Consider the following 26,739-nt stretch of genomic DNA (forward strand, 5'->3'; position numbering starts at 1 on the left):
GTTGGGCGGTCCGTCCGGTTTCAATGTTGTCCCCGCGAAAATGAAGAGCCTTAGCTCTTCGCGTTCTTCTCGAGAAACTTGGTGGCATCGCCGACGGTAAGAATCGTTTCCGCGGCATCGTCCGGAATCTCGCAACCGAATTCCTCTTCGAACGCCATCACCAGCTCGACGGTGTCCAGACTGTCGGCGCCGAGGTCGTCGATGAAGCTCGCAGCATCGACAACCTTCTCGGGTTCAACACCAAGGTGTTCGACCACGATCTTCTTAACCCGCTCGCCAATCTCACTCATTGCATAACCTCGTGTTGTTCCCTGTAGACCCGACCCCCCGGGACGATACGAGCCGTCGTGGTCGTTGACTGCCTTCGCTTACGAACTTTGATTTGGCCCCATCCTAACCGATGCAGGCCCGGCGAATGACGGCCAAGGCTCCGCATCGCCAATATACAGGGTTTCAAAAACCTGCAATGGCGTTCTTTGCCCATCCGTTGAAGGTCCGGTTATCATACTTCAATTGCGTTGACTACAAGCCTCATTTCGCTCCGGAAACGGCCGTTTGCCGCATTCGGCTGCCCAAGGGGGCGGTGCGGCATGAGGCGTCAGATCATGGCCATGCCGCCGTTGACGTGGATGGTTTGGCCGGTGACATAGGCCGCTTCGTTCGAACTCAGGTAGACGGCGGCTGCCGCGATGTCCTCTGGCGTCCCCAGGCGATTGGCCGGAACCTTGGTTAGAATCGTTTCGCGCTGCTTGTCGTTGAGCGCATCGGTCATCGGTGTCTTGATGAAGCCGGGAGCGATGCAGTTTGCGGTGACGCCGCGCTTGGCGTATTCGGCACCCAGCGTCTTGATCATGCCGATCAGGCCCGCCTTCGATGCGGTATAATTGCCCTGCCCCGGGTTACCGGTGACGCCGACCACCGAGGTGATGGCGATGATGCGGCCGAAGCGCTTGCGCATCATCAATTTGGTGGCGGCGCGGGCAAGCCGGAAGGTCGAGGTCAAATTGATGTTGATGACCTCCTCCCAGTCCTCGTCACGGAGCTGCACGAAGAGATTGTCGCGCGTGATGCCGGCATTGGCGACGAGGATGTCGACCTGTCCCATCGCCGCTTCCGCAGCGGGCACCAGCGCCTCGACCTCGTCGGCCTTGGAGAGATTGCAGGGCAGCACATGGGTGCGCTCGCCGAGCTTGCCGGCAAGCTCATCCAGCACTTCCTTGCGCGTCCCCGATATCGCGACGGTGGCGCCCTGCGCGTGAAGCGCTTGTGCGATCGCGCCGCCGATGCCGCCGGTTGCGCCGGTGACAAGCGCCTTTTTGCCAGTCAGATCGAACATCGATAACTCCTCCAAGGCACGATCCGGAAACGTGCGCAGCGATTTTCCGAAAGGATCGTGCGTCAACTAAAGAACTCAAGCGCGACGACGAATCATCGCGCCTCAGGCCTGCTTCGCAGCGGCCAATGCATCCTTTGCGGCGGCAATGTCGTTGGGACCACCGACCGCAACGCCGACGGCGCCGTCCGCAATACGCTTGACGAGGCCGGTCAGCACCTTGCCGGCCCCGATCTCGAAGAAACGCGTGACGCCCTGCCCCGCCATATAGGCAACCGACTCGCGCCAGCGCACGGTGCCGGTGACCTGCTCGACCAGGCGGCGGCGGATCTCGTCGGGATCGGTGATCGCGCCCGCCAGCACGTTCGACACCAACGGGGCCGCCGGCGCCTTGATCGTGACCTTGGCCAGCGCCTCCGCCATCGCGTCGGCAGCCGGCTGCATCAGCTTGCAATGGAACGGGGCGGACACCGGCAGCAACATCGCGCGCTTGGCGCCCTTGGTTTTGGCGATCTCGACGGCGCGGTCGACCGCGGCCTTGTCGCCGGAGACGACCACTTGCCCGCCGCCATTGTCGTTGGCGGCCTGGCAGACCTGCCCCTGAGCGGCCTCGTCCGCCACCGCCACGGCGGCCTCGTAGTCGAGGCCGAGCAGAGCGGCCATCGCACCGACGCCTACGGGCACGGCTTTTTGCATTGCGAGACCGCGAATGCGAAGCAGCCGCGCGGTGTCGGAAATCGTCAGGCTGCCGGCCGCGGCCAGCGCCGAATATTCCCCGAGCGAGTGGCCGGCGACGAAGGCCGCATCCCGCCCCACGGAAAACCCGGCTTCGGTCTCCAGCACGCGCAGCGTGGCGACAGACACCGCCATCAGGGCCGGCTGGGCGTTTTGGGTGAGCTGGAGGGTTTCGGCCGGACCATCCCAGATAGTCGCCGTCAGCTTCTCCCCCAGCGCGGCATCGACCTCGTCGAACACGGCGCGCGCCGCCGGAAAGGCATCCGCTAGGGCCTTGCCCATGCCGACCGCCTGGGAACCCTGCCCCGGAAATGTGAATGCTGCCGTCATCGGCGCTCCCTGCTTGTCGGACGTGATCCCTGCGAGAACCGGCAGCCGATGACGCACGGCCTTAGGCCATGGTTCCGGATCATGCTCCAAAGGGGGCCGTAGACACTGTCCGGGGCCGGAATGTCAAGCCAAGATAGGAACTTGGATCAGCATTCAATTGGCAGCCTTCAACTGGCAACCTTCAAGTGGAGAGACGGGTCCCTAGAATCCGCCGGCCGTCTGGTTGGCGTCGACCTCGGACCCCGCCTGCGCGCGGCGCGCGCTGTTGACCAATTGCCCCGGCCGGTCATCGCGGTTCGGCTTCGCGGTCGCAAGCCGCAGCACGGCTGCGTAACTCGGTTGCACCTCCATGCGGCCCGCATGCCGGCTCTCGCTCAGCAGGCGGTGCACCTTGGGCAGATTGTAGCAGGGCACGTAGAACAGGAGATGATGTTCGAGGTGGTAGTTCACGTAATACGGCGCGATGAACAGACGTTCGAGGACATTGGCGTAGGTGGTGCGGGTATTGCGCAAGGGATCGCTGCTGTCAGGCACGACAGCGTGCTCGGCGATGTTGCGGATGCGGGTGATGACCATCATCCAGGTCAGGAGCGGCACCAGCCATAGCAGCGGATAGGCCCACCACACGCCGGCGGCCGTGAGCGCGGCGAACATCGCGCCATTGACCAGACATTGCGGGCCAAGCTTCTCCCAAAAATGCGCCGCGCGCTGCCGCAACGGCCAGTCCTTCGGCCCGAGCGCATTGAGCAACTGAGCCTTGCGCTGCTGGTAGCCGGTCTGCCCGGTGAGGTCGCGAATGAACTTGCGGCGATAGCTCAGCTTCGTGATCGGAAATGGCGCCGACAGCACGAGATCGGGATCATCCTCCTGCTGCGTGCGCGCATGATGCTGAAGGTGATAGCGCCGATAGCTGCGCGTCTCCGCAAACAGAGGATAGGCACAGAACCACTGGCTCAAGGTCAGATTGGTTTTCTCGTCGGCGGACAGGCAGCCATGCGCGCCGTCATGCATGAGGATCGCGAGCCCGAGCTGGCGCGAGCCGATGATGGCGACGGCGACAATATAGGTTATCGGATTAGGCCACCACGCGATCAAGGCGATTGCGGCGATGATGAGCGCCCAGGCGTGCGCGATCAGCGCGACGCCTTTCCAGGTCACGCGCCGGCGCACGTCGGCAAGTTGATCGTCGGTCAGGAAATCGCGGGCACGCATGCGAAGCGCAGTCATGGCCTAACTCTCCTCATTCGAATTGCTCGATGCGTCGCGCGCGTCGACGAGGCGCAAGCGCGCAGCGTCATGATTGGATTTCGCTTGCTCGCCCAGCACGCGCAGCATCTCGGCGCACAGCGCCTCGGGCGAACGGCCCATGGCGTAGCCTTCGAGGATGATTCCGATGGCGACGGCCCAGAACCGCCGCGAGCTCTCATCGGACGCGCGCAGGGAGCGCCAGCCGTGCCGCGCGACCTGGCTCGCATAGGCCCGCGCACCTTCACTGTGCAGGCGCTCGATGGTGCGCTCGACCAGCGGCGCGAGATCCTGGCGCCGCCGCGTCAGCGTCAGCGCCTCGGCGAAGAAGGCGACCGAATCGCTAGCTGTGACGGCCTCGGCCAGCGCGTGCGTATAGTCCTGCGGCGTGCGCGCCTTCAGCGCCGCCTGCTCGGTCGCCCGCGCCAGGTACAGCAGTTCGCGGCAGGCGCATTCGACGAACAGCGCCTCTTTGGTGCGGAAATAATAGGTGATCTGGCTCGGGAATGCGTTCGCAGCGGCTGCGATGTCGGTGATCGCCGTACCCGACAGCCCCCGCTCCCGAAACAGCGGGCTCGCGGCATCCAGCAGCAGCGAGCGCATTTTGCGGCCGGCCGACCGCGTGGCGCGGGCGGCGTGCTTGGGGTCGCCTGCCGCCTCGAGCGGCTCATGGGCCGGCTTTTCTGCCATTGGGGTTCGCTCCCGTTAGACTTATATGTATGACATACAAACAAATAAATCAAGCCGGTATGGTGGTCCGCGGTGGTTCCAGCCGCCCGCATCGGGACCATCCGCGCCGAAACCGCCGCCTGCAACCTTGCCAAGCCAGCCGAAATCCGTATAACGCGCCCATCCGCAGACCCCGGCCGGGAGCTGAACGGACGGTCTCAGCAAATCATTCGTGATTTTGGTGTGGCAGGGCCAGTCGGCCCGTCGTCCCGTGTTTCCGCCTTCTGAGCTTAATCCCAGAGTCCTTTCCGAAGGCCTCTTAAGGGCTTGACGCCGGGCGATGCGCCAACATGAGGAAAGGACTTCCATGGCTCTCTATGAGCATGTTTTTCTCGCGCGCCAAGACGCGAGCACGCAGCAGGTCGAAGAGCTGACTGCGCAGATGACCGGCATCGTCGAAGGTCTCGGCGGCAAGGTCACCAAGACTGAGAATTGGGGCGTACGCTCCCTCACCTACCGCATGAACAAGAACCGCAAGGCGCATTTCGTGCTGCTCAACATCGACGCGCCGTCCGCGGCGATCGCCGAGATCGAGCGCCAGGAGCGCATCAGCGAAGACGTGATCCGCTATCTCAGCGTCCGTGTCGAGGAGCTCGAGGAAGGCCCGTCCGCGATGATGCGCAAGGCCGATCGTGACCGCGAGCGTGACGACCGTGGCGGCGGCTTCCGTGGCGATCGCGAAGGCGGTGGCTTCCGTGGCGACCGCGAGGGTGGTTTCCGTGGTGGCGATCGTGAAGGTGGCGGCTTCCGCGGTGACCGCGGTCCGCGCCGTCCGCGCGAAGACGTTGAAACCACCACCACCACCACGACGGATGGGGAGTAAGAACAATGGCTGAAGCTGGTGCACGCCGCCCGTTTTTCCGTCGCCGCAAGAGCTGCCCGTTCACGGGCGCGAATGCTCCGAAGATCGACTACAAGGACTCCAAGCTGCTGATGCGCTACGTCTCCGAGCGCGGCAAGATCGTGCCGAGCCGCATCACCGCGGTGTCCGCGAAGAAGCAGCGTGAGCTTGCCCGCGCCATCAAGCGCGCGCGGTTCCTAGGCCTGCTGCCCTACGTCATTCGCTAAGACGAATACGGCCGGCGACGACATCGCCGCCGGCCGTACGACCTAGTTTCTCATAAGGCTTCCGGATCGTCCGGTCGCCGATGGTTGGGGCGAGATGCCTCTAACCGCTCGAAGGGAGCGGGACAGCTGATGATGGCCTTTGGACTGATAGCCCTGATCGCCGGCGCTGCGTCGGCCCTGATGTTCGCCTCGATCGCTTCGGGCGCGCTGATCTCGCTCGTCCTGTTCTATCTCGCACCGCTGCCGCTGATGGTCGCTTCGATCGGCTGGGGACCGCTTTGCGCGAGCCTCGGCGGCATCGCCGCCGCGGTTGGCCTCGGCGCCCTGTTCGGCCTGCCCTACTGCATCGCCTTTGCCCTCACCGTCGCATTGCCGGCCTGGTGGCTCGGCCATCTCGTCCTGCTCAGCCGGCAGGTCGGACCCGCCGCGCCGGAGGCCGCCACTGAGCCAGCGCTCGAGTGGTATCCGGTCGGCCGCATCCTGCTGTGGATCGCAGGCTTCGCCACACTGACCACGATCGCCGCCCTGCTCACGATCGGCACAGACGCCGAGACCATCACGGGCACGCTGCGCCGTGGCCTGATGCGCCTCCTCCGAGCCGCCGACCCGCAGAGCTCCGGCGAGACCGACCAATTCGTCGGCGCACTGGTGCGGATCTTGCCGGCCGGCGCCACCATCGTCGCGATGATGACGCTGACCCTCAACCTCTGGCTCAGCACCAAGGTGACGGCGACGTCCGGCCGGCTGCGGCGCCCCTGGCCGGACCTGATGACGGCGGAGCTGCCGCCGATGACGCTCGTGGCGCTCTGCATCGCGCTCGCCTTCTGCTTCACCGGCGGACTGCTTGCGATCGTGGCGCAGATCGCGACGGCGGCGCTAATGATGGGATACGCACTGACCGGCTTTGCCGTGTTGCATACGCTGACGCTGGCGCTGAAGAGCCGCACCTTCTGGCTCGGCTCGACCTACGCCGTCGTGGTCGTGTTCGGATGGCCAGTCATCGCGATGGTGATCCTCGGCCTCGCCGATGCCGTGTTCGGCCTCCGCGAACGCTTCCTTCGTACGCGCCAGCCGCCGCCGCTGCCGACCTCTTGAGTTCAAGCCCGAAAGTTCAAGTTCGAAATTCCAACTCACTCAACACATCAAAGGAGAACGAATATGGAAGTCATTTTGCTGGAACGCGTCAACAAGCTCGGTCACATGGGCGAAGTCGTGAAGGTTCGCGACGGCTACGCCCGCAATTTCCTGCTCAAGCGCGGCAAGGCGCTGCGCGCCACCGCCGACAACCGTGCCAAGTACGACGGCATGAAGGCCGAGCTCGAGGCTCGCAACCTTGAGTCCAAGGGCGAGGCGTCCAAGGTCGCCGAGAAGATCCAGGGCAAGAACATCATCGTGATCCGTCAGGCTTCGGAAGCCGGCCAACTGTTCGGCTCGGTCAACGTGCGCGACATCGTCGTGGCGTTCGAAGCCGACGGCGTTTCACTGTCCCGCCCGCAGGTTCAGCTCGACGCGCCGATCAAGACCATCGGCAAGCACACCATCACGGTCGCCATCCACCCCGAGGTCGAGATCGAGATCAGTGTCACCGTGGCGCGCAGCCAGGACGAGGCCGAGCGCATCAACCGCGGCGAGGACATCTCGAGCCGTAACGAAGACCGGGATGCTGCGGCCGAAGCGATCGCAGCCGCCGGCGAGTTCTTCGACCCCGAAGCCCAGCAGGACGACGCCGAGCCGGCACCGGCTGCTGAAGAGACCGAGAAGTAAGCCTCGCGCTCGTTCGCGCAGGCTTTCGAAGCCCGGTCGCCTCAGGCGGCCGGGCTTTTCGTTGTGGCAGCAACGTCCTCGCTCAGCATCGCGATCGACGTGAGCGCCATTGCCGTGTGCTTCTCGACGCCGTCGCTGACGTAGAAAACGCCGGCGGCGACCACGGAGACCTGACGCCCCGGCTTGATCACCCTCGCCCGGCAGATCAGTTTCTCGCGGACCGCGGGCGACAACAGATTGAGCTTGTATTCGGCCATCAGCGCCGGCTGGCCGCGCGAGATCGCTGCTGCGATCAATCGTGTTGCGGTCAAGACGACGAAGGCCGCCCGAGCGCGCGGCCTTCACATGGCTAAAAATGTGGTCGCCTATCGCGAAATCGGCGGCGTCGGCGGACCGGACGATTCGGCTGGCGCCGGTGGCGCCGCAGCGGTCGCGGGCGCCGGCTCCTGCGACTTCGCTGGCGGTTCGGACCTCGCGGCGGGCTTGGGAGCAGCCTCTTCTGCCGCCTTGGGCGCAGCTGGCTCGGCGGGCTTCTCGGCGGACGGTGCTGCCGGCGTCACCTGCGGCACCGGGTCGGGCCGCAACGCCGGAGCTTCGCTGCCGCGCGGCTCCACCTTGGCGCTTTCCGGCTTGGCCTCGGCGGGCTTCTCGGACGGCTTGCTGCCTTCGGGTTTGCTGTCTTCGGATTTAGCCTCGCCGGAATCCACCTTCGCAGTCTCGGGCTTTGTCTCGGGCTTGGACTCGACGTTCGGCTCGCTCTTCTTGTCGTCTGCTGTCGGCGCCGCGGCATCGACCTTCGGCGCCTCATCACTTCCCGGCTTGCCGCGCTTGCCGAGACGCTTCGCCTTGCGCCCTTCGGGTGCAGCCTGGCCCTCGGGCTTCGCGCCGTCCTTCGTTCCTTCTTCGGCCGGCCGCGCAGCGCGCTTCTGACGCGCGCCCTCGGCCGCGGGAGCGGCACCCTCGCCTTCCGGCTTGGCGGATTCCTGGGAACGCTGCCGGCGGCCCTGATGTTCAGGGGACTGCGCGGGATTGGTAGCGGCTTCCTTGTCCTTGGCGCCGTCCTTCTTGTCCTTGCCGTCCTTGGCCTGGTAGCGGGTGTCGGTGGCTCCGTTGGAGACCAGGTAAGAGGCAAGCACGCCGGCCATGTCGGGGCTGGTCGTGTAATGCTGACGCAGGAAGCCCGGCAAGGAGCCCGGCGCCACCGTCTTCAACAGGCCGCGCGGGCTCTTGTGACATGCATTGCAGGTCTGCGCGAAAAGCTGGGATGGGGCCTTGCCGGCCTCGAGGTTCGTCGCCTGCGCGAGAACGGTGTCGGTCGCGCCGAAGCCGATCAGAAGCAAGACCATCGCGAGGCTGAGCGCTCGGCTCGACATTCCCATCATCTCCATTGAATTCCGAGAGGTGCAGCCGGCAGGCGGCGCCGCAGCGGGTCACCTTTTATCCGATTGAGCCGCGAATGGAAGCAGGCTCCGCGCGCAAGGATGTGATTAAGCGGTTTTGGAATATCCGCTTTGAGCACAGCGCAATAGCGGGCCCGGGACACCTCCCTAGATCTAGATGCAAACGCATAGGAACCGCTGAGATGCCCGGGCGTAGGGTGTAAAGGCCGGGTTAGTCGCATCTCTTCGGGTTCGCTCGAGAGGATGGGTGCCGATGGATCGATTGTTGCGTCAATTCCTGTCTCAATTCATCCGCCGCGGGTCGATGACGGTGACCACGGCGAAGGGCTCGAAGTTCACCGTCGGCGATGGCTCGGGCAAACCGGTCGCAGTCCGCTTCGTCACCGCGGACGCAGAGCGGAAGATCCTCGTCAATCCCGAGCTCGGGCTTGGCGAGGCCTACATGGACGGCGAGTTCGTCGTCGAGCACGGCACCATAGCTGATGCCCTCGCGATCCTGCTCGATCAACCCGACCTATTGCCGCACTGGGCAAAACCCTGGTGGCACCTGCGCTATCTGGTGCGGCACCTGAAGCAGTTCAATCCGCGCCCGCGCTCCCGCAGCAACGTCGCACACCATTACGATCTCGATGCGAGGCTCTATTCGCTCTTCCTCGACGCCGACAAGCAATATAGCTGCGCCTATTTCGAGACGCCGGAGAGCACGCTCGACGATGCGCAGCTCGCCAAGAAACGGCACATCGCCGCAAAGCTGCTCGTCAGGGACGGCCAGCGCGTCCTCGACATCGGCTCGGGCTGGGGCGGACTTGGGCTCTATCTCGCCGAGATCGCAGGTGCTGACGTCACCGGCGTCACGTTGTCGACCGAGCAGTTGCAGATCGCCAATGCGCGCGCAGCCGAAAAGGGCCTGACCAGATCGGCCAAATTCCTGCTTCAGGACTATCGCGACATCGCCGGCCCGTTCGACCGCATCGTCTCGGTCGGCATGTTGGAGCATGTCGGCGCCCGCTTCTACGACACCTACTTCCGGCGCTGCGCCGAGTTGCTGGACAAGGACGGCGTCATGCTGCTGCACTCGATCGGCCGTTCGCAGGGCCCGGATTCCACCAATCCCTGGATCGCCAAATACATCTTTCCCGGCGGCTACATCCCCGCCCTCTCGGAGGTGCTGCCGGCGATCGAGCGGGCAGGCCTGCTGGTCTGCGACATCGAGATTCTGCGTCTGCATTACGCCGAAACGCTGAAGGCATGGCGCGAGCGCTTCATGGCGCGGCGCGAAGAAGCCGTGCAGCTGTATGACGAGCGCTTCGCGCTGATGTGGGAATTCTATCTGGCAGCCAGCGAGATGACGTTCCGCAAGCAGCATATGATGAACTTCCAGATTCAACTCACCCGGCGTCAAGGCGTCGTGCCGACGACACGCAACTACATCGCGCGTGAAGAAGCCCGGCTGCGGGCCGTCGAAGCCGGTGCCACGCCGAGGCTGAAGCTGGCTGGTGAATAAGTCCTAGTGGCGCAGGGTCGAAATCGGTGCGGACCGGTAAGAGGCCGTTAAGGCCAATTGCATCCGCAGTGCCTTCAGGATTTCGGGGGCGACCGGTTCCCGACGGACTTCCGGCCGCTCAGCGTGCTCCATGGCCGCGATCAGCCCCGACAGCCAAAGTCGGCTGCCTGCTTCGCTTCGCCAATTCCGGGGCTGCCGTTCTGGCCGCATCGCTTGCCTCGTTCCCTGGTGGCAGATCGGGAGACAACCCCCCGCCCGCTAACCTGTTCCGGCTGTACCCCCGAAAGAATCCGGGGAGATGTGATCTGCTTCACATAAGTCTCGTCGGCCCTGGCTTAGACCGTCGCCATGAGCGACGAGACCAAAACCTCATTCGACGTGCAGGACGACCTCCGCACCGATTACGCCCTGATTGCTACCGGCGTCGGGGCGGCTCTGGTTGCGCTGGTCTACCTCCTGCTGGTCTGAACCGAGCCGAAAGCGCCCAGCGTGCGTCATCCGCGCGCGTCTCGATATGTCGGCCCGCCCACCCATCAGGTTCACTTCATCCGGCGTTTTCCGCGGCACGGTAGCGGCCGCTTTAGGCGGCGACCTGGTTCCACGAAAATCCGTCAAGCGCGGCGCGTGGTGCGGCGGGCAATCATCCACCATTTTAATGATCGGTTGATAGCGGCCAGCTTTCGCTTCCGCTTTGGTCTGAGGCGGCGCTTTATCCCGGCCCCGCATCCGCCCCAGAAAATTGCTATCGCTCCCCCATGGCCCTGACTGATTCGAACGTTCTCAAACTCGCGCCCGAAGCCGGAACCCCCGCCTATCGAAGCGCGCCGCATAATATTGAAGCGGAACAGAGCCTTCTGGGCGCGATCCTGGTCAACAACGACGCGTTTTACCGCGTCTCCGATTTCCTAGAGCCGAAGCATTACTTCGAGCCGCTGCACCAGACCATCTTCGAGACTGCCTCGAGCCTGATCCGGATGGGCAAGATCGCGACGCCCGTCACACTGAAGACCTTCCTGCCCGCCGACACCGATATCGGCGGCATGACCATCGGGCAATATCTGGCGCGTCTCGCCGCCGAAGCGACCACCATCATCAATGCGCAGGATTATGGGCGCACCATCTACGATCTGGCATTGCGGCGCGACCTGATCGGCATCGGCGAGGACATGGTCAATGTCGCCTATGACGCCCCGGTCGACTTCGCGCCGCGGGCGCAGATCGAGGACGCCGAGCGCCGCCTCTACGAACTCGCCGAATCCGGCCGCTATGACGGAGGCTTCCAGAAATTTTCGCAGGCGCTGACGCTTGCGGTCGATCTGGCCGCAAAAGCGTTCCAGCGCGACGGAAAGCTGTCGGGCATCTCGACCGGCCTGCGCGACCTCGACACCAAGATGGGCGGATTGCAGCACTCCGACCTCATCATCGTCGCCGGCCGTCCCGGCATGGGCAAGACGTCGCTTGCAACCAATATCGCCTACAACGTCGCCCGGGCCTATGTCGGTGAACTCCAGGCCGACGGCACCATGAAGGCAGCCCATGGCGGCGTCATCGGCTTCTTCTCCTGCGAAATGTCGGCCGACCAGCTCGCCACGCGTATCGTGGCCGAGCGCACCGGCATCCCTTCCTCGTCGATCCGCCGCGGCGGCATCTCGGAGGCCGATTTCGAGAAGATCCGCGAAGTCTCGATCGAGCTGCAGTCGCTGCCGTTCTATGTCGACGAGACCGGCGGCCTCTCGATTGCGCAGCTCATGGCCCGCGCCCGCCGGCTGAAGCGGCAGAAGGGCCTCGACCTCATCGTCATCGACTACATCCAGCTCTTGTCGGGTTCGGGCAAGCGCAGCGAAAACCGCGTGCAGGAAATCACCGAGATCACGACCAGTCTGAAAGCGCTCGCCAAGGAACTGAGCGTGCCCGTGATTGCGCTCTCGCAGCTCTCGCGCCAGGTCGAGTCGCGCGACGACAAGCGGCCGCAGCTGTCGGACCTGCGCGAATCCGGCTCGATCGAGCAGGACGCCGACGTCGTACTGTTCGTCTACCGCGAGGAATATTATCTCGGAAACAAGGAGCCGCGCCCGGGCACACCCGAGCACGAAAAATGGCGCCTGGACATGGATCTTGCGCATGGCAAGGCCGAAGTCATCATCGGCAAGCAGCGCCACGGCCCGACCGGCACCGTCGATCTGGCCTTCGAAGCGTCGATCACACGGTTCGGCGACCTTGCGCCGGACAGCCAGGTGCCGGACCGCAGCGGCGGCGACTACTGAGTTCCCTGGGTTGAACCTGACCGTCCTCTTGCGTAAAACGGCGCCATGACAATGGCGTCCGACCCGAAAATCATCCCGCAATCCGGCCTTCTCTCCGCGGAGGCCAATCAGGCTGCCGCGCTCGCGACCTTCGGTGGCGTGCTCACCGTCGATCTCGATGCCATCATCGCCAATTGGCGCAAGCTCGAGAAGACGGCGGTGCCGGCCGAATGCTCGGCGGTGATCAAGGCAGACGCCTATGGCTGCGGCGCCGAGCAGGTCGCGCGTGCCCTGAACAAGGCCGGCTGCAAGACCTTCTTCGTCGCCACCATCGAGGAAGCGCGCAAGGTGCGCGCGGCGGTGCCAGAGCCCACGATCTACGTGCTCGGTGGCTATTTCCAGAACACCGGCGAGCACTACGCCCAGATCAACTGCCGCCCCGTGATCGGCGATCTCAACGAACTTGCCGAATGGGACGTGTTCTGTCGCCGCACCGGCTGGACCGGTGGCGCCGCCATCCACATCGACACCGGCATGAACCGGCTCGGCCTGACGCTTGCGGAAGCGCAGGCCATCATCCCCCGCATCAACGCCGGCGATCACGGCATCACGCTGGTAATGAGCCATCTGGTTGCGGCCGAGCAACTCAACAGCCCGGTGAATGCCAAGCAACTCGCGGCCTTCCGCGGCATCGCCAGCGAATTCTCCGGCGTGCCGGCGGCGCTCGCCAATTCGTCCGGCGTCTTCCTCGGCGCGCCCTTCCAGTTCGACATGGTGCGGCCGGGCGCCGCGCTCTACGGCGTCAACCCGACGCCGGAGGCCGACAATCCGATGCAGCCGGTGATCGATCTCAAGGCCCGCATCGTGCAAATCCGCAATGTCGAGCGTGGCGAGAGCGTCGGCTATGGCGGCACCTGGACCGCACGGCGGCCGACGAAACTCGCAATCATCGCGGTCGGTTATGCCGACGGCTATTTCCGCGCGGCAAGCTCCAATGACGGCACCCGCGGCGCCGAGGTCATCGTCGCCGGCAAGCGCTGCCCCGTCGCGGGCCGCGTCTCGATGGACCTGATCGCGATCGACATCACCGATCTGCCGCCGAACGCGGCGCGGCGCGGCCACATGGTGACGCTGCTCGGCGAGGGCATCACCGTCGACGAGCTCGCGCATCATTTCGGAACGATCGGCTACGAGGTGCTGACCAGCCTCGGCCGCCGCTACGCCCGCATCTACAAAGGCGGGAATGTGGTGGAGCCGCTGGCCAAGCCGGCTCCCGCGCAGGTAGTCGAGCAGCAGGCGCCCGCTCCGCCACCGATCGAACAGCCCGCAAGCCCGCCGCCGCTGCGGGGCTGAGCGGCGCGCCGCTTACTTCTTCTTCCTGCTGTCCAGCGCCGTCTTGCAAGTTGCGCTGAGCTGATCGCGCTTGCCGTTGAGGCAGGCGACGATGCCGCCGCCCGGCGCAAGGCCGGCGCAGAATTTGTCGTAGTCCGCCTTGCACGCGCCGCGCGGATCGGATGATTGTGCCGAGGCGACCCCGGAGAACGCAACGGCGACGGCGATGACGGCAAAGCTCAACTTGGACATTGTTTCTCCGGTAACGGAAGGCAGGAGCCGGTAGCTCTACATGAAGATCGCGACGTTCAACATCAACAACATCAATCGCCGCCTGCCCAATCTATTGGCATGGATGCGAACGGCGAAGCCAGATGTCGTCGCACTTCAGGAGTTGAAGGCAAGTGATGGCGAGTTTCCGGCGGCCGCGATCGAAAAGTCAGGTTACGGCGCAGTGTGGTGTGGACAGAAGACCTGGAACGGCGTCGCCATTCTGGCCCGCAATGCCGAGCCCATTCTCACCCGCGATCGCTTGCCGGGAAAGCCTGCCGATCACGAAGCCCGCTACATCGAGGCCGCGGTACGCGGTGTCATCGTCACCAGCATCTACCTGCCGAACGGCAATCCGCAGCCGGGACCGAAATTCGACTACAAGCTCGACTGGTTCGCGCGGCTCAAGCGCCACGCCAAAACGTTGATCAAGCAGGAGCTGCCCGTGGTGCTCGCCGGCGACTACAACGTTGCGCCTGATGAGATCGACATCTATCCGACGCGCTCGTGGGACAAGGATGCCTTGATCCAGCCGAAGAGCCGTGCGGCTTTTGCCTCGCTGCTGGCACAAGGCTGGTGTGACGCGATCCGCGAACTGCACCCGGAGCAGCGCATCTACACCTTCTGGGATTACAAGCGAAACCGCTGGCCGCGCGATGCGGGCCTGCGGCTCGATCATCTCCTGCTCAGCCCTGCCCTCGCCTCACGCCTCGCAAAAGCCGGCGTGGACAAGAAGGTTCGCGGCGAGGAAGGCGCGAGCGACCACGCACCGGCGTGGGTCGTGCTGCGCTAGGTCAAAGCCCGTAATACTCCTGCACTGTGTCCCACGCTGCTTTTTGCAGCAGCTCCACCGTCGGCGCGTCCAGTCCCATCGTGTAGGAATTGCCGACCGGCGAGCGGCCGGTCAGCGCGGCGAACGTCACGCAGGTCGCCAGATACGTGCCTACGGGGCTCGGGTGCCGCTTGTCCGGCGCATACAGATTAAGCTCGGGCTGCAGCTTGCGCACGCGCGCGAAAGCAAGGCCTGCGGGGATCACCAGCGCATCATTGGCATTGCCTGCGATCGTGTAGGCCTCGGCCAACGCTTCCGTCATCTCAGGCTTGTCGGCGTAAGCCCAGGACATGAACAGGACCGGCCGCATGCCATGGGCGCGGACGATCTCGCCGTCCTTCTTCGCGAAGGTCGCGAACGCGTCCTTCAATTGCGGATGGATCGGGCACTGGCTGCAATCCATCATCACGACGGCGTCGTACTGCCTGCCCGGCTTGTTGAAGACGACGTTATTCTGCTCGTCGAACGAATAGGCGCCGAGGCCGCCCGCCCGCAGCAGGTTCTCCATGTCGTGCCAATCGAGGCCGGAGCCGCCGATCGTTGCCATGGTGTTGCGATAGGCCGCCTTGTTTTCAGGATACGCAGCCCGCTCCATGAAGGAGAGATGCCCGGGCATGCCGTTGTTGTAGTAAAAGAAGCTGTTGCCGACGAACAGCGCGGTCTTGGGGAAATCCGGTCCTGATGTCGTGACCTTGGGCTTGGTCTGCGCCTGGGCATGGAAGCCGACTACAACGGCCAGACACATCGCGAGCATCACTCGCGCGAAAAGACGCATCATCGGCTTCCTCCCCTTTTCTGTCGGGCGGAAACAGATCAGCTTTTCAAGAGTGCCTCAAGAGCACTGACGAGCAGCAGACATGCGCGAGAGCGCATGCTCACCATAAATTCTTGCCGTCAATCATGGTCACCGGTACGGCCTCCAGATCGAATTCGTCGAACAGGTGCGCGTTGACGGCGACCCTCGGATTGTCGAAATCGGGCTTGCCGGTCGACCAGTCCGGCGACTCCGAATAGGTACCGCAGCCGCAGCTTGCGCAGAAATGGTGTTTGACCGTGCGGCTGCCCCAGAGATAGGTCGCGACGTTCTCCGCGGGCGACAGCAGCCGAAACTGCGCCGGCGTGTAATAGGCCCACAACGCGCCGCGCTTGGCGCAGAGCGAGCAGGTGCAACGGGTCACGCTCGCGGGCGCCTCCGTCACCTCGAACACCGTCTCACCGCAATGACAGCTTCCCTCGACCCGCATGACCCGCTCTCCGTTTTGTCAGGAGATGGTCGTAGCCGGACCCTGCTGCCAACATGCTGTCAGCAGCGCGCAGCCGGCCTTGCTCCACGTGCTGCGAGCACCGACTTGCCGCGCCAACTCAACAAAAACATGAAAAACAACCCCATGCACAGTAGCCGACCGCTGGCAAATCAAAGGGTTACGCATAGTCCGAAACCGGGCAAAACACCGGCGGGATGTCTCCGGAGGCAGTCGTCGCCCACCGGACAGGAGAGGTCGCCCGCAAACGACCTCTCCTTCGCATTCAGCGCAGTGACTGCGATCAGCCCTTTTGAACGGCGGCCGCCGCCTTGCGTATGACGTCGATCACCACATCAGGCTGGGACAGCATTGGCACATGGCTGCTCGCGACCTCGGTAACAGTCGCTCCCATTCGCTTTGAGACCCAACGTTGCAGATCGGGATGCACCGTGTGGTCTTTCGTGGCCAGGACGTACCAGCTTGGCTTCGATCTCCACGCGACCTTGTCCGCGCTGAGCTTTTGCTGCTGGAACAGATCATAGACGGGCGCATAATGGGTCGCCCAAACCAGCTTCTGGTCTGCGTCGGAGAGATCGCCTGCGAAGAACTCGGTGCCACTCGGAAGCATCCAGGCACGCCCATCCGCCACCTCGACGCGAGAGAAAATGTCCGAGGGATATTTGTCGAGCTGATCCTGTACGGTTTCGCCGGCATCCGGAGCGACCGCTGCAATGTACACCAGCCCGACCACGCGCTCATCCGTGCCTGCGCCTGTAATGGTGGCCCCGCCGTAAGAATGACCGACCAGGAGGACAGGACTACCGACACGATTGAGCGTGCGCTTAACCGTCGCCAGATCCTCCTCGTAAGAGTCCAAACCATATTGAACGGCAATCACCTCATGCCCATCGGCCTGCAATGCAGGGATGACCTTACTGAAGCACGAGCCGTCGGCCCAAATGCCGTGGCAGAAAACGATTGTTGGTTTGGCGTTCATGGGAACTTGCCTTCCTGATCACAACTTAAGAGCGGCAGGATAATAAGGAGGCAAGGTGCGTCTTCTGAAATGGCACGGAAGGTTTGGTCCTTCCAAAATAGCTATAGACTGATGTCCGAAACGTCTCCTTCGCGTCAACAGGGCTTCGCTGATATGAAAGGGCAGCTCGTCGACGCGCCTCTTGGGAAGTCGAAGCCATGAAATTGCGATGGCAAATTGCAATCCTTGGTGCGGCTCTAACCGGCGCGGCTTTGAGCTACGCTTATACTCATACCGCAATCAGGGTGACTGAGCCGTGCCGGAGAAGTCCTCTGGGAGAGGTGGTCTGTCCTCCGCCCTACAAGCCGTAATGCTTATGCCTACCGGATGACCTCGTAGGCGACTTGCAGTGCCTCCTTGTTCTCCGTTGCAGGATGAGGACCGAGGATGAATTACTGAGCCTCGGCGATCCTCGGTCCAGATGACGGCATCTGCGCGTGAGTTGCCGATGGCCGGTTCGACGGCGATGCCGGGTCCGGTAATCGGAAAGCGGCGTCGGCCGGTGCTCCCTGGGGTGGTCGGCGGGCAACGGTTGTCGGAAGCACGATCACTTTCGCGCCGACTTTCACGCGATCATAGAGGTCAACGACGTCCTCATTGGTCAGTCGGATGCAGCCGGACGAGACCCGCTTCCCGATCGTATCGGGCTTGTTGGTGCCGTGAATTCGATATTCGGTGTCGCCCAGATACATCGCCCGAGCGCCGAGCGGGTTGCCGGGGCCACCTGCCATGAACCGCGGCAGATAAGGCTGACGCGAGACCATCTCCGCAGGCGGATGCCAATCGGGCCATTCTGCCTTGCGAGCCACGGTCTGCTCACCGGACCATGTGAAACCTTCGCGGCCAACACCGATGCCGTAGCGCAGTGCTTGTGCGTCGTTCAGAACGAAATAGAGGAAGGTGTTCTTGGTATCGATGATCACGGTGCCCGGCGTCTGGCGGCTGGCGTAGTCAACCACCTGCCGAACAAATGCTCCGGGAACGTCGGCAGCTTTGGGCGGTTCGACCAGAGGCGCCGGGGCCGGAGGTGGAGCCGATGCCGGAGTGGGAGGTGACGATGATGCATGAACCGGCGTTGCGACGTAAACCGGAGTTGACGACGCTTGGGCTTCGCGCGCGGACGGCTTTCGTGTCGCTTGCACGTTCGTCGGTCGAGACAGCAAACCGTACCCCAACGCGGCAACGGCCACGGCGCCGATTGCAAGTCTCGCGGCCATCGGGATTGCGAACGTCTGCGCCTTTCCGCGTTTGGTCCGCTTACCCATACACTTCCCCCAGGTCACTATGCCCACGAGAGGTACCCAGTAAGATTTAAGAAACTTCGAAGCGATTTCGCTCAGACTGGAACCGTCGGCGATGGTTAACGCCGGGCTCGTTCGGCAAGATAGGGTTCCCTCGCCTCGCGGATCGCCCGCGCTGCTGGCCGCGGCTAAACTCTCCCGATTCGTGGAGATTGTTTTGGCTTTCCTCTTCGTCCTCATCGTCGGCCTCATCGCAGGCACCATTTCGGGCATCGTCGGCACGGGCTCGTCGATCATGCTGATGCCGGTGCTGGTCTATGCCTACGGGCCAAAGGAGGCGGTGCCGATCATGGCGGTGGCCGCCGTCATGGCCAACTTCTCACGGATCCTGGCCTGGTGGCGCGAGGTCGACTGGCGGGCCTGCGCGGCTTATTCGGTGACAGGTATTCCGGCCGCCGTGCTCGGCGCGCGGACGCTGCTGGCCCTGCCCTCGCACGCCGTCGATCTCGCCATCGGCGTCTTCCTGATCGCGATGGTGCCGGTGCGACACTGGCTGGCGCGGCACGATCTCAAGGCCAATCTCTGGCATCTGGCGATCGGCGGGGCCGCCATCGGCTATCTCACCGGCATCGTCGTCTCCACCGGCCCGCTCAGCGTCCCGCTATTCCTGTTCTATGGCTTGTCCCGGGGCGCTTTCCTCGCCACCGAAGCGGCTTCTTCGCTCGGGCTCTATGCCGCGAAATCCGTGACCTTCGAACGGTTCGGCGCGCTGACCGCCGATGTGTTCGTCAAAGGCCTGATCGCGGGATCTTCGTTGATGGCGGGCGCCTTCATTGCCAAACGCTTCGTGCTGCGCCTGAAGCCGGAGATGTTCCGCGTGGTGATGGACGCGATCATGATCGCCGCCGGCCTCTCCATGCTCTGGAACGCGGCGCAGCCGTAGCCGCGCTGTGCTCAGACGGCCAATTCGGGTGCGATCGACGGACTGTCCACGAGGACACGGCTGTGGTGGGCCGGCTGTCAGGCGTGCCGAGCCGCGATATGCGGGGTGCGCCCGGGCTCACTCTCTCGACCGTCATTCCGTGCTATCAGCAAACCTGAAACGCCCGACTCGCTGTCCCCCTAACTCGCTGTCCCCATGGCCAAGAACACACTTTCCTTCGTCTGCCAGAACTGCGGCGCGGCCTACAACCGCTGGCAGGGCAAGTGCGAGTCTTGCGGCGAGTGGAATACGCTGGCCGAGGAGGACACGACCGGCAGCGTGCCGGTGTCGATCCGCTCCAAGCGCAAGGGGCGGACGTTCGCGCTGGAGAGCCTGTCCGGAAAAACCCAGGACGCCCCGCGCCTGTCCTCGGGCATGACGGAGCTCGATCGCGTGACCGGCGGCGGCTTCGTCCGCGGCTCGGTGCTGCTGGTCGGCGGCGATCCCGGCATCGGCAAGTCGACGCTGCTGACGCAGGCCACAAGCCTGCTCGCGCGCGCCGGGCACCGCGTCGTCTACATCTCCGGCGAAGAGGCGGTCGCGCAGGTTCGGCTGCGCGCCGAACGGCTCGGGCTGTCGGACGCGCCGGTTCAGCTCGCAGCCGAGACGTCGGTCGAGGACATCGTCTCGACGCTGTCCGAGGGCGCGGTGCCCCGGCTGATCGTGATCGATTCGATCCAGACCATGTGGACCGACACGGTGGAATCGGCGCCCGGTACGGTGACGCAGGTGCGCGCCTCGGCGCAGGCGCTGATTCGTTTTGCCAAAAGGACCGGCGCGGCCATCATCCTGGTCGGCCATGTCACCAAGGACGGCCAGATCGCCGGCCCCCGCGTGGTCGAGCACATGGTCGATGCGGTGCTGTCGTTCGAGGGCGAAGGCTCGCAGCAATTCCGCATCCTGCGTGCCGTGAAGAACCGTTTCGGTCCGACCGACGAGATCGGCGTGTTCGAGATGACGGGGCTCGGCCTGCGCGAAGTCACCAACCCCTCCGAGCTGTTTTTGTCCGAGCGCGATCTCGGCACGCCCGGCACCGCAGTCTTCGCGGGCATCGAGGGCACGAGGCCCGTTCTGGTCGAATTGCAGGCGCTGGTGGCGCCAACCTCGCTCGGCACCCCGCGACGGGCCGTGGTCGGCTGGGATCCGAGCCGTTTGTCGATGGTGCTGGCGGTGCTGGAAGCCCATTGCGGGGTCAAGCTGTCGGGCCACGACGTCTATCTGAACGTCGCGGGCGGCCTGCGCATCCACGAGCCCGCGGCTGATCTGGCCGCTGCGGCGGCGCTGGTGTCTTCCCTGGTTAATGCGCAGTTACCCACCGATGCGGTCTATTTCGGCGAGATCTCGCTGTCCGGCGTGGTGCGCCCCGTGGCGCAGACCCCGGCCCGGCTGAAAGAAGCGGCAAAACTCGGCTTTCAGCGTGCCGTGCTGCCCGAATCGGCCCGGGGTGAAGCCGCCGGCGATGCCGGCCTGTCGCTGAACGCGATCAACAGCCTGACGACGCTGGTCGCTGAGATCGCCGCGCGCGGCTCCCGGCGAGGCGACTCGAGCGCACCGGCAGAGAAAAATGCCACACCGGCAAGATTCCGCCGCGGAGAGGGTTAGCCGGTGGTGACGTGCCCCGCCCTCGCCGCTATACAGCCGTCACAAAAGCAGCATGGGATTGCGTGGTTGCGGCCTTGCCGGGAACGTCGTCTGGCCCTCACTTAGGGCGGGCGGCCAAACACCGATTCGCTGAGCACCTTGAAGTACGAGCGGACCAGACCAGCCGATGCCAGTAACCATCCTCGACCTGATCCTGCTCGGTGTGATGCTGATTTCGGGCCTGCTCGCCATGGTTCGCGGCTTCATGCGCGAAATCCTGTCGATCGCGGCCTGGGGCACGGCGGCGATCGTCACCCTTTACTCATTCTCGAAGCTGCTGCCGACCGCAAAGACCTATTTCAACAACGATACCGTCGCGAGCGTGGTCGTGGTCGCTGGCGTGTTCGTGGGCACTTTGGTCGTGGTCTCCGTGATCACGGTCCGGATCTCCGACATGATCCTGGATTCGCGCATCGGCGCGCTGGACCGCACCCTCGGATTCCTGTTCGGGCTGGCACGCGGGCTTTTGATCGTCGTGGTCGCCTTCCTGTTCTTCACCTGGCTGGTGCCGGACAAGCAGCGCCCGGATTGGGTCACGGGGGCCAAATCCCGCGTGGTGCTCCAGGGAACCGGGGATTGGCTGATGGCCCTCTTGCCTGACGACCCCGAGAACACCATCTTGAAGAGATTCAAGAAAAACAAACCAGATGAAGAGCAAACTGATTCCGAACAGCAGCCTTCGGGCAGTGGCGACGGATACAGCAAACCGGCTCGTGACAGCCTTAAAAAGCTGATCGAGAAACCCGCGGCGCGATGATTAAGCCCTAACGAGAGGCTCGGACGAGATGCGAAATCCTGACCAGGACGCCCTACTTGATCTCGGCCCGGCCGCGCTGGAACTTCAAGACGATCTGGAGGGGGATACGCTGCGCGAGGAATGCGGCGTCTTCGGCATCTACGGCCACCCCAATGCCGCCGCCATCACGGCGCTCGGCCTCCACGCCCTTCAGCACCGTGGTCAGGAAGCAGCCGGCATTGTCTCCTATGACGGTGGCCGCTTTCATTCCGAACGCCGCCTCGGCCTCGTCGGTGACACCTTCTCCCGCCGCGAGGTGATCGACCGCCTCCCCGGCACAATGGCAGTCGGCCATGTCCGCTATTCCACCACCGGCGCCACCATCCTGCGCAACGTGCAGCCGCTGTTCGCCGAGCTCAACGCCGGCGGCCTTGCGGTCGCCCACAACGGCAATCTCACCAACGGCCTGACGTTGCGTCGCGAGCTCGTGAAAAGCGGCGCGATGATGCAGTCGACCACCGACACCGAAGTGATCCTGCATTTGGTCGCGCGCTCCAGGCGCAGCCGCTTCATTGAGCGCTATGTCGACGCGCTACGCGAGATCGAGGGCGCCTATGCGCTGGTCTCGCTGACCAACAAAAAGCTGGTCGGCGCGCGCGACCCGCGCGGCATCCGTCCGCTGGTGCTTGGCGATCTCGACGGCTGCCCGATCCTGACGTCCGAGACCTGCGCCCTCGACATCATCGGCGCGCGCTTTGTGCGGGACATCGAACCCGGTGAAGTCATCGTGTTCGACGAGAGCGGCCAGGACATTCACAAGCCGTTCCCACCGATTGCGCCGCGGCCCTGCATCTTCGAGTACATCTACTTCTCACGTCCGGATTCCATCGTCCACGGCCGCTCCGTCTATGAGGTGCGCAAGGCTTTCGGCGCGCAGCTCGCCAAGGAGAGCCACGTGCCGGTCGACGTCGTGGTGCCGGTGCCGGATTCCGGCGTGCCCGCCGCGGTCGGCTACAGCCAGCATTCCGGCGTGCCGTTCGAGCTCGGCATCATCCGCAACCACTATGTCGGCCGCACCTTCATCCAGCCGACCCAGGCGATCCGCGAGTCCGGCGTGCGCATGAAGCATTCGGCCAACCGCGCCGCGATCGAAGGCAAGCGCATCATCCTGATCGACGATTCGCTGGTGCGCGGCACCACCTCGAAGAAGATCGTTCGCATGATGCGCGATGCCGGCGCCAAGGAAGTGCATTTCCGCCTCGCCTCGCCGCCGATCCTCTATCCCGACTATTACGGCATCGACCTGCCGGACCGCGGCGGTCTTCTTGCGGCGACGCATTCGCTGGAAGAAATGCGCGAGATCATCGGCGCCGACTCGCTCGCTTTCCTGTCGATCGACGGCATGTACCGCGCCATGGGCGAGCCCGGCCGCGACCCCGCCAATCCGAAATTCTCGGACCATTGCTTCACCGGGGCCTATCCGACCCACCTCACCGACCAGACCCAGACCGAGCAGCAGCCGCGGCAATTGTCGCTGCTGGCGGAGGCGAGCTGACGGCCGTCGTCCTGGCGAAAGCCAGGACCCATTACCACAGGCCTCTCTGGTTCGAAGAAGGTGTGACAATCATCTTCCCTAGCCATAAACGTCACGGCGTATGGGTCCTGGCTTTCGCCAGGACGACGCTGGGTAGAACTTCTTGATGACAAATCCCCTCGCCAGCCGCATCGCTCTCGTCACCGGCGCCTCGCGCGGCATCGGCTTTGCCACCGCCAAGGCGCTGGCCAAGGCCGGCGCGCATATCGTCGCCGTGGCGCGCACGCAGGGCGGGCTCGAAGAGCTCGACGACGAGATCCGCAAGGACGGCGGCACCGCAACGCTGGTGCCGCTCAACCTCACCGATTCCGACGGCATCGCGCGGCTCGGCGCCGGCCTGCATGAGCGTTACGGCAAGCTCGACATCCTCGTCGGCAATGCCGGCGTGCTCGGCCCCTCCTCGCCGATCGGCCATATCGAGCTGAAGGCCTTCACCGACGTGATGGCGGTCAACGTCTCCGCGAACTTCCAGCTGATCCGCTGCATGGAGCCGCTGCTCAAGCAGTCCGACGCCGGCCGCGCGGTGTTCGTCACGTCCGGCGCTGCCAACAAGGCGACCGCCTATGTCAGTCCCTACGCGGCGTCCAAGGCGGCGCTGGAAACGCTGGCGCGCGCCTGGGCACAGGAGACCGCGAATACGAAACTGCGCGTCAATTTGTTCAATCCGGGCCCCGTCCGCACCCGCATGCGCGCGACGCTGATGCCGGGCGAAGATCCGGCGACGCTCGATACAGCCGAGCAGGTCGCCGAATTCATCGTGCCGATGTGCGCGCCGGACTGGACCGAAACCGGCAAGTTCTACGACTACAAGACCCGCAGCCTGATGAGCTTCCGCTCGCCGGCCTGATTGACTTGACGGCCTCCCCGCGATTGACTGCCCGCGCTCAAGCGGCAGCAAGCTGCAGGCCAATAAAGGGAGGTTGCCATGACGCCATGGCGGAATCGCGCAAGCTTTAAGCGTGCGCTCGCAAATGTCTCTCGCGTCCTCTCTGTCCTGATCGCGGCCGTCGCGTTTGCGCTTCCGGGCGCGGCAACCGCCGGCGACGTCCCGACCTTCGCGGTCGATGCTTCCTGGCCAAAGCCGTTGCCGAACAACTGGATCCTCGGTCAGGTCGGCGGCATCACCGTCGACTGGCAAGGCCACATCTGGGTGATCCATCGCCCCCGCTCCCTCACCGACGACGAGAAAGGCGCGAGCCTCACTCCGCCGCGTTCGAAATGCTGCGTGTCGGCGCCGCCGGTGCTCGAATTCGACAGCGACGGCAATCTGCTGCGATCGTGGGGCGGCGCGGGCGAAGGCTATGAATGGGTCGGCCGCGAGCACGGCATCGAGGTCGACGAGCGCGGCTTCGTCTGGGTCGGCGGCAATGCCGACAACGACAACGCGATCCTGAAATTCACGCTCGACGGCAAGTTCGTCGCCCAGATCGGCAAGATCGCGCCGAGCCTCGGCAGCAACGACACGACACAGCTCGGCAAACCCGCCGAGACCGCGATCGACAAGGCCGCCAACGAAATCTACGTCGCCGACGGCTACGGCAACCGCCGCGTCATCGTGTTCGACGCAACGACCCTCGCCTACAAGCGGCACTGGGGCGCCTACGGCAACAAGCCTGATGACACCAAGCAGGCGGCGTACGATCCCAAGGCGCCGGTGTCCCAGCAGTTCGGCAATCCCGTCCACTGCGTGAAGCTCGCCAATGACGGGCTCGTCTACGTCTGCGACCGCATCAACAACCGCATCCAGGTCTTCAAGACGGACGGCACCTTCGTAAAGGAGTTCTTCTTCGAGAAGAACACGCTCGGCAACGGCGCGGTGTGGGACATCGCGATCTGGCCCGATCCGAAGCAGACCTGGCTGCTCAGCGCGGACGGCGAGAACAACGAGATCAGGGTGATCAGGCGCGAGGACGGCAGCGTGGTCGGCAGCTTCGGGCACAACGGCCGCAATGCCGGACAATTCCACTGGGTGCATGCCATGGCGATCGACCCCAAGGGTAACGTCTATACCGCCGAGGTCGACACCGGAAAACGGATCCAGAAATTCAGGCTGACATCGGACGCGCTCAAATAGCGCCTCAACGCATTTTGCCCAAAAATTAACGGACGGATGACGCTGGGGACGCGGCGTCATCCGGCTTTAGGCGCATTGCCGACGCCCTTGGGACACGGTAGAGCCATCAGCCGGAACAAGGCTCCCCAAGAGAGCCGTCCGCATGTTTGACAATGGAGGAAAGCTTTTATGACGACGACGTTCGCGCGCCGCTCCGCGGCTCTTCTGGCCTGTGCCGCCTTCGGTTTTGCCACATCCGCCTTCGCCCAGGAAAAATCCGTCACGATCGGCGTGCTCAACGACATGTCCAGCCTCTATGCCGACATCGGCGGCCCCGGCGCCGTGGCGGCGGTCAACATGGCGGTGGAAGATTCCGGCCTTCGCGCCAAGGGCTGGAAGATCGATGTGATCAGCGGCGACCACCAGAACAAGCCGGACGTCGGCGTCAACATCGCGCGGCAGTGGATCGACACCCAGAAGGTCGATGTGATCGCCGACACCCCGAACTCCGGCGTGGCGCTGGCCGTCAGCAACGTCGTCAAGGAAAAGAACGCGGTCCTGCTCAACAATGGCGGCGCCAGTGCCGACCTCACCGGCAAGGCCTGCAACGCCAACACCATTTCCTATACTTACGACACCTACATGCTCGCCAACGGTACCGGCAAGGCGCTGACAAAGGCCGGCGGCGACAGCTGGTTCTTCCTGACCGCCGACTACGCCTTCGGTGCTGCGCTCGAGCGTGACACCAGCGCGGTCGTCACCGCGAACGGCGGCAAGGTGCTCGGCGGCGTCAAGCATCCGCTCAACACGTCGGATTTCTCCTCCTTCCTGCTGCAGGCGCAGAATTCGAAGGCGAAGATCGTCGGTCTCGCCAATGCCGGCGGCGACACCACCAACTCGATCAAGCAGGCGGCCGAGTTCGGCATCGTCGAAGGCGGCCAGAAGCTCGCGGCGCTGTTGCTGTTCATCAACGACGTCCACTCGCTCGGCCTGAAGACCGCGCACGGCCTGACCTTCACCGAATCCTTCTACTGGGACCTCAACGAAGGCACGCGCGCCTTCTCGAAGCGCTTCCAGGACAAGGTCGCCAACAAGGCGATGCCCTCGATGACGCAGGCCGGCAATTACGCGGCCGTGCTGCATCTTCTGAAGGCGATGGACGCCCTCGGCGGCAATCCGCACGACGGCGCCAAAGTTGTCGCCAAGATGAAGGAGATCCCGACCGACGATCCGCTGTTCGGCAAGGGCCCGCTGCGCGAGGACGGACGCCGGATCATTCCCGCCTTCCTGTTCGAGGTGAAGAAGCCGGAAGAATCCAAGGGACCGTGGGATTACTACAAACTGATCGCGACCATCCCGGCGGAAGATGCGGCCAAGCCGCTCAAGGACAGCGAGTGCCCGCTGGTGAAGAAGTAAGAGCATAGGTG

General features: G+C 64.1%; 26 protein-coding genes and 1 pseudogene. 15 read left to right on the forward strand and 12 right to left on the reverse strand.

Translation table 11 applies throughout. The features are described 5' to 3' along the window. Positions 1 to 50: 50 nt before the first annotated feature. The 5 genes from ABIB80_RS34335 to ABIB80_RS34355 all read right to left on the reverse strand — a co-directional run bounded on the left by ABIB80_RS34335 (position 51) and on the right by ABIB80_RS34355 (position 4,333). Positions 51 to 290 carry an acyl carrier protein gene (locus tag ABIB80_RS34335; protein WP_006020277.1) on the reverse strand — a complete coding sequence of 80 codons (240 nt, stop codon included), beginning with the start codon at positions 288 to 290 and terminating at the stop codon, positions 51 to 53. Between the two features lie 308 nt (positions 291 to 598). Then, the gene (fabG, locus tag ABIB80_RS34340) at positions 599 to 1,336 is read right to left on the reverse strand and encodes a 3-oxoacyl-[acyl-carrier-protein] reductase (RefSeq protein ID WP_007592006.1); all 738 of its coding nucleotides are present in this window, start codon (positions 1,334 to 1,336) and stop codon (positions 599 to 601) included. A gap of 102 nt (positions 1,337 to 1,438) precedes the next feature. Next, a complete protein-coding gene (gene fabD, locus ABIB80_RS34345) occupies positions 1,439 to 2,398 on the reverse strand; it encodes an ACP S-malonyltransferase (protein ID WP_007592008.1) in 960 nt (319 codons plus the stop codon). A 201-nt stretch (positions 2,399 to 2,599) separates the two neighbouring features. Further along, the gene (locus tag ABIB80_RS34350) at positions 2,600 to 3,625 is read right to left on the reverse strand and encodes a fatty acid desaturase family protein (RefSeq protein ID WP_007592010.1); all 1,026 of its coding nucleotides are present in this window, start codon (positions 3,623 to 3,625) and stop codon (positions 2,600 to 2,602) included. Between the two features lie 3 nt (positions 3,626 to 3,628). Then, on the reverse strand, positions 3,629 to 4,333 hold the full coding sequence (locus ABIB80_RS34355) for a TetR/AcrR family transcriptional regulator C-terminal domain-containing protein (protein ID WP_007592012.1): 705 nt from the start codon (positions 4,331 to 4,333) through the stop codon (positions 3,629 to 3,631). Between the two features lie 346 nt (positions 4,334 to 4,679). Here ABIB80_RS34355 and rpsF point away from each other — a divergent pair, with 346 nt between their 5' ends. The 4 genes from rpsF to rplI all read left to right on the forward strand — a co-directional run bounded on the left by rpsF (position 4,680) and on the right by rplI (position 7,204). Continuing rightward, positions 4,680 to 5,195 carry a 30S ribosomal protein S6 gene (rpsF, locus tag ABIB80_RS34360; protein WP_007592015.1) on the forward strand — a complete coding sequence of 172 codons (516 nt, stop codon included), beginning with the start codon at positions 4,680 to 4,682 and terminating at the stop codon, positions 5,193 to 5,195. Between the two features lie 5 nt (positions 5,196 to 5,200). Further along, positions 5,201 to 5,440: a 30S ribosomal protein S18 gene (rpsR, locus tag ABIB80_RS34365; RefSeq protein WP_007592020.1), complete on the forward strand. Its 240-nt coding sequence runs from the start codon at positions 5,201 to 5,203 to the stop codon at positions 5,438 to 5,440. A 129-nt stretch (positions 5,441 to 5,569) separates the two neighbouring features. After that, positions 5,570 to 6,535, forward strand: coding sequence for a DUF2232 domain-containing protein (locus tag ABIB80_RS34370; protein WP_007592022.1), 966 nt, complete (start codon positions 5,570 to 5,572; stop codon positions 6,533 to 6,535). A 63-nt stretch (positions 6,536 to 6,598) separates the two neighbouring features. After that, on the forward strand, positions 6,599 to 7,204 hold the full coding sequence (rplI, locus tag ABIB80_RS34375; RefSeq protein WP_007592024.1) for a 50S ribosomal protein L9: 606 nt from the start codon (positions 6,599 to 6,601) through the stop codon (positions 7,202 to 7,204). A 41-nt stretch (positions 7,205 to 7,245) separates the two neighbouring features. On the opposite strand, the pseudogene ABIB80_RS34380 reads toward rplI, so the two are convergent. Both ABIB80_RS34380 and ABIB80_RS34385 read right to left on the reverse strand, forming a co-directional pair. Then, positions 7,246 to 7,527, reverse strand: a pseudogene (locus ABIB80_RS34380) (acyl-CoA thioesterase domain-containing protein); the annotation flags it as partial. A gap of 42 nt (positions 7,528 to 7,569) precedes the next feature. Continuing rightward, positions 7,570 to 8,577, reverse strand: a complete 1,008-nt coding sequence (locus tag ABIB80_RS34385) for a hypothetical protein (RefSeq protein WP_007592025.1) — start codon at positions 8,575 to 8,577, stop codon at positions 7,570 to 7,572. A 280-nt stretch (positions 8,578 to 8,857) separates the two neighbouring features. Here ABIB80_RS34385 and ABIB80_RS34390 point away from each other — a divergent pair, with 280 nt between their 5' ends. The 3 genes from ABIB80_RS34390 (at position 8,858) to alr (ending at position 13,704) form a co-directional block, all read left to right on the forward strand. After that, positions 8,858 to 10,108, forward strand: coding sequence for a cyclopropane fatty acid synthase (locus tag ABIB80_RS34390; RefSeq protein ID WP_354129085.1), 1,251 nt, complete (start codon positions 8,858 to 8,860; stop codon positions 10,106 to 10,108). Between the two features lie 755 nt (positions 10,109 to 10,863). Next, positions 10,864 to 12,372, forward strand: a complete 1,509-nt coding sequence (locus ABIB80_RS34395) for a replicative DNA helicase (protein WP_219683201.1) — start codon at positions 10,864 to 10,866, stop codon at positions 12,370 to 12,372. 51 nt (positions 12,373 to 12,423) lie between these two features. Further along, on the forward strand, positions 12,424 to 13,704 hold the full coding sequence (alr, locus tag ABIB80_RS34400; protein WP_354129091.1) for an alanine racemase: 1,281 nt from the start codon (positions 12,424 to 12,426) through the stop codon (positions 13,702 to 13,704). 12 nt (positions 13,705 to 13,716) lie between these two features. Here alr and ABIB80_RS34405 read toward each other — a convergent pair whose 3' ends face one another. Next, positions 13,717 to 13,935 (reverse strand): hypothetical protein, encoded by a 219-nt coding sequence (locus ABIB80_RS34405; protein ID WP_007592035.1) that lies wholly within the window; start codon positions 13,933 to 13,935, stop codon positions 13,717 to 13,719. A gap of 40 nt (positions 13,936 to 13,975) precedes the next feature. On the opposite strand from ABIB80_RS34405, the gene ABIB80_RS34410 reads away from it, so the two are divergent. Beyond that, the gene (locus ABIB80_RS34410; protein WP_354129086.1) at positions 13,976 to 14,746 is read left to right on the forward strand and encodes an exodeoxyribonuclease III; all 771 of its coding nucleotides are present in this window, start codon (positions 13,976 to 13,978) and stop codon (positions 14,744 to 14,746) included. 1 nt (position 14,747) lies between these two features. Here ABIB80_RS34410 and ABIB80_RS34415 read toward each other — a convergent pair whose 3' ends face one another. The 4 genes from ABIB80_RS34415 to ABIB80_RS34430 all read right to left on the reverse strand — a co-directional run bounded on the left by ABIB80_RS34415 (position 14,748) and on the right by ABIB80_RS34430 (position 18,330). After that, positions 14,748 to 15,563, reverse strand: a complete 816-nt coding sequence (locus tag ABIB80_RS34415) for a DUF4886 domain-containing protein (RefSeq protein ID WP_354129087.1) — start codon at positions 15,561 to 15,563, stop codon at positions 14,748 to 14,750. 97 nt (positions 15,564 to 15,660) lie between these two features. Then, positions 15,661 to 16,029: a GFA family protein gene (locus tag ABIB80_RS34420; RefSeq protein WP_354129088.1), complete on the reverse strand. Its 369-nt coding sequence runs from the start codon at positions 16,027 to 16,029 to the stop codon at positions 15,661 to 15,663. 301 nt (positions 16,030 to 16,330) lie between these two features. Then, the gene (locus tag ABIB80_RS34425; protein ID WP_007592043.1) at positions 16,331 to 17,026 is read right to left on the reverse strand and encodes an alpha/beta fold hydrolase; all 696 of its coding nucleotides are present in this window, start codon (positions 17,024 to 17,026) and stop codon (positions 16,331 to 16,333) included. A gap of 431 nt (positions 17,027 to 17,457) precedes the next feature. Further along, positions 17,458 to 18,330, reverse strand: a complete 873-nt coding sequence (locus ABIB80_RS34430; protein ID WP_354129089.1) for a L,D-transpeptidase — start codon at positions 18,328 to 18,330, stop codon at positions 17,458 to 17,460. A gap of 193 nt (positions 18,331 to 18,523) precedes the next feature. Between ABIB80_RS34430 and ABIB80_RS34435 the strand changes: the two genes are divergently transcribed. The 7 genes from ABIB80_RS34435 to ABIB80_RS34465 all read left to right on the forward strand — a co-directional run bounded on the left by ABIB80_RS34435 (position 18,524) and on the right by ABIB80_RS34465 (position 26,728). Further along, entirely contained in the window at positions 18,524 to 19,249 is a 726-nt protein-coding gene (locus tag ABIB80_RS34435) for a sulfite exporter TauE/SafE family protein (RefSeq protein WP_219683205.1), read from the forward strand. Positions 19,250 to 19,444: 195 nt separating this feature from the next. Continuing rightward, positions 19,445 to 20,890: a DNA repair protein RadA gene (gene radA, locus ABIB80_RS34440; protein WP_007592053.1), complete on the forward strand. Its 1,446-nt coding sequence runs from the start codon at positions 19,445 to 19,447 to the stop codon at positions 20,888 to 20,890. A gap of 166 nt (positions 20,891 to 21,056) precedes the next feature. Continuing rightward, positions 21,057 to 21,686, forward strand: coding sequence for a CvpA family protein (locus ABIB80_RS34445; protein ID WP_007592055.1), 630 nt, complete (start codon positions 21,057 to 21,059; stop codon positions 21,684 to 21,686). 28 nt (positions 21,687 to 21,714) lie between these two features. Beyond that, complete coding sequence (gene purF / locus ABIB80_RS34450; RefSeq protein WP_219683207.1) at positions 21,715 to 23,220, forward strand: amidophosphoribosyltransferase; 1,506 nt, start codon at positions 21,715 to 21,717, stop codon at positions 23,218 to 23,220. A 145-nt stretch (positions 23,221 to 23,365) separates the two neighbouring features. After that, a complete protein-coding gene (locus ABIB80_RS34455) occupies positions 23,366 to 24,106 on the forward strand; it encodes an SDR family NAD(P)-dependent oxidoreductase (protein WP_354129090.1) in 741 nt (246 codons plus the stop codon). 78 nt (positions 24,107 to 24,184) lie between these two features. Next, positions 24,185 to 25,333: an NHL repeat-containing protein gene (locus ABIB80_RS34460; RefSeq protein WP_007592061.1), complete on the forward strand. Its 1,149-nt coding sequence runs from the start codon at positions 24,185 to 24,187 to the stop codon at positions 25,331 to 25,333. 168 nt (positions 25,334 to 25,501) lie between these two features. Beyond that, entirely contained in the window at positions 25,502 to 26,728 is a 1,227-nt protein-coding gene (locus ABIB80_RS34465; RefSeq protein ID WP_007592063.1) for an ABC transporter substrate-binding protein, read from the forward strand. The last annotated feature ends 11 nt before the right edge of the window (positions 26,729 to 26,739 follow it).

The organism is Bradyrhizobium sp. i1.15.2 (genome assembly GCF_040548425.1).
Taxonomy (GTDB): Bacteria; Pseudomonadota; Alphaproteobacteria; order Rhizobiales; family Xanthobacteraceae; genus Bradyrhizobium; species Bradyrhizobium canariense.

Excerpts from the sequence above, each read along its gene's own strand:
- ABIB80_RS34335 (WP_006020277.1), bottom strand. The coding sequence starts at position 290 with ATGAGTGAGATTGGCGAGCGGGTTAAGAAGATCGTGGTCGAACACCTT.
- fabG (WP_007592006.1), bottom strand. The coding sequence starts at position 1,336 with ATGTTCGATCTGACTGGCAAAAAGGCGCTTGTCACCGGCGCAACCGGC.
- fabD (WP_007592008.1), bottom strand. The coding sequence starts at position 2,398 with ATGACGGCAGCATTCACATTTCCGGGGCAGGGTTCCCAGGCGGTCGGC.
- ABIB80_RS34350 (WP_007592010.1), bottom strand. The coding sequence starts at position 3,625 with ATGACTGCGCTTCGCATGCGTGCCCGCGATTTCCTGACCGACGATCAA.
- ABIB80_RS34355 (WP_007592012.1), bottom strand. The coding sequence starts at position 4,333 with ATGGCAGAAAAGCCGGCCCATGAGCCGCTCGAGGCGGCAGGCGACCCC.
- rpsF (WP_007592015.1), top strand. The coding sequence starts at position 4,680 with ATGGCTCTCTATGAGCATGTTTTTCTCGCGCGCCAAGACGCGAGCACG.
- rpsR (WP_007592020.1), top strand. The coding sequence starts at position 5,201 with ATGGCTGAAGCTGGTGCACGCCGCCCGTTTTTCCGTCGCCGCAAGAGC.
- ABIB80_RS34370 (WP_007592022.1), top strand. The coding sequence starts at position 5,570 with ATGATGGCCTTTGGACTGATAGCCCTGATCGCCGGCGCTGCGTCGGCC.
- rplI (WP_007592024.1), top strand. The coding sequence starts at position 6,599 with ATGGAAGTCATTTTGCTGGAACGCGTCAACAAGCTCGGTCACATGGGC.
- ABIB80_RS34385 (WP_007592025.1), bottom strand. The coding sequence starts at position 8,577 with ATGTCGAGCCGAGCGCTCAGCCTCGCGATGGTCTTGCTTCTGATCGGC.
- ABIB80_RS34390 (WP_354129085.1), top strand. The coding sequence starts at position 8,858 with ATGGATCGATTGTTGCGTCAATTCCTGTCTCAATTCATCCGCCGCGGG.
- ABIB80_RS34395 (WP_219683201.1), top strand. The coding sequence starts at position 10,864 with ATGGCCCTGACTGATTCGAACGTTCTCAAACTCGCGCCCGAAGCCGGA.
- alr (WP_354129091.1), top strand. The coding sequence starts at position 12,424 with ATGGCGTCCGACCCGAAAATCATCCCGCAATCCGGCCTTCTCTCCGCG.
- ABIB80_RS34405 (WP_007592035.1), bottom strand. The coding sequence starts at position 13,935 with ATGTCCAAGTTGAGCTTTGCCGTCATCGCCGTCGCCGTTGCGTTCTCC.
- ABIB80_RS34410 (WP_354129086.1), top strand. The coding sequence starts at position 13,976 with ATGAAGATCGCGACGTTCAACATCAACAACATCAATCGCCGCCTGCCC.
- ABIB80_RS34415 (WP_354129087.1), bottom strand. The coding sequence starts at position 15,563 with ATGATGCGTCTTTTCGCGCGAGTGATGCTCGCGATGTGTCTGGCCGTT.
- ABIB80_RS34420 (WP_354129088.1), bottom strand. The coding sequence starts at position 16,029 with ATGCGGGTCGAGGGAAGCTGTCATTGCGGTGAGACGGTGTTCGAGGTG.
- ABIB80_RS34425 (WP_007592043.1), bottom strand. The coding sequence starts at position 17,026 with ATGAACGCCAAACCAACAATCGTTTTCTGCCACGGCATTTGGGCCGAC.
- ABIB80_RS34430 (WP_354129089.1), bottom strand. The coding sequence starts at position 18,330 with ATGGGTAAGCGGACCAAACGCGGAAAGGCGCAGACGTTCGCAATCCCG.
- radA (WP_007592053.1), top strand. The coding sequence starts at position 19,445 with ATGGCCAAGAACACACTTTCCTTCGTCTGCCAGAACTGCGGCGCGGCC.
- ABIB80_RS34445 (WP_007592055.1), top strand. The coding sequence starts at position 21,057 with ATGCCAGTAACCATCCTCGACCTGATCCTGCTCGGTGTGATGCTGATT.
- purF (WP_219683207.1), top strand. The coding sequence starts at position 21,715 with ATGCGAAATCCTGACCAGGACGCCCTACTTGATCTCGGCCCGGCCGCG.
- ABIB80_RS34455 (WP_354129090.1), top strand. The coding sequence starts at position 23,366 with ATGACAAATCCCCTCGCCAGCCGCATCGCTCTCGTCACCGGCGCCTCG.
- ABIB80_RS34460 (WP_007592061.1), top strand. The coding sequence starts at position 24,185 with ATGACGCCATGGCGGAATCGCGCAAGCTTTAAGCGTGCGCTCGCAAAT.
- ABIB80_RS34465 (WP_007592063.1), top strand. The coding sequence starts at position 25,502 with ATGACGACGACGTTCGCGCGCCGCTCCGCGGCTCTTCTGGCCTGTGCC.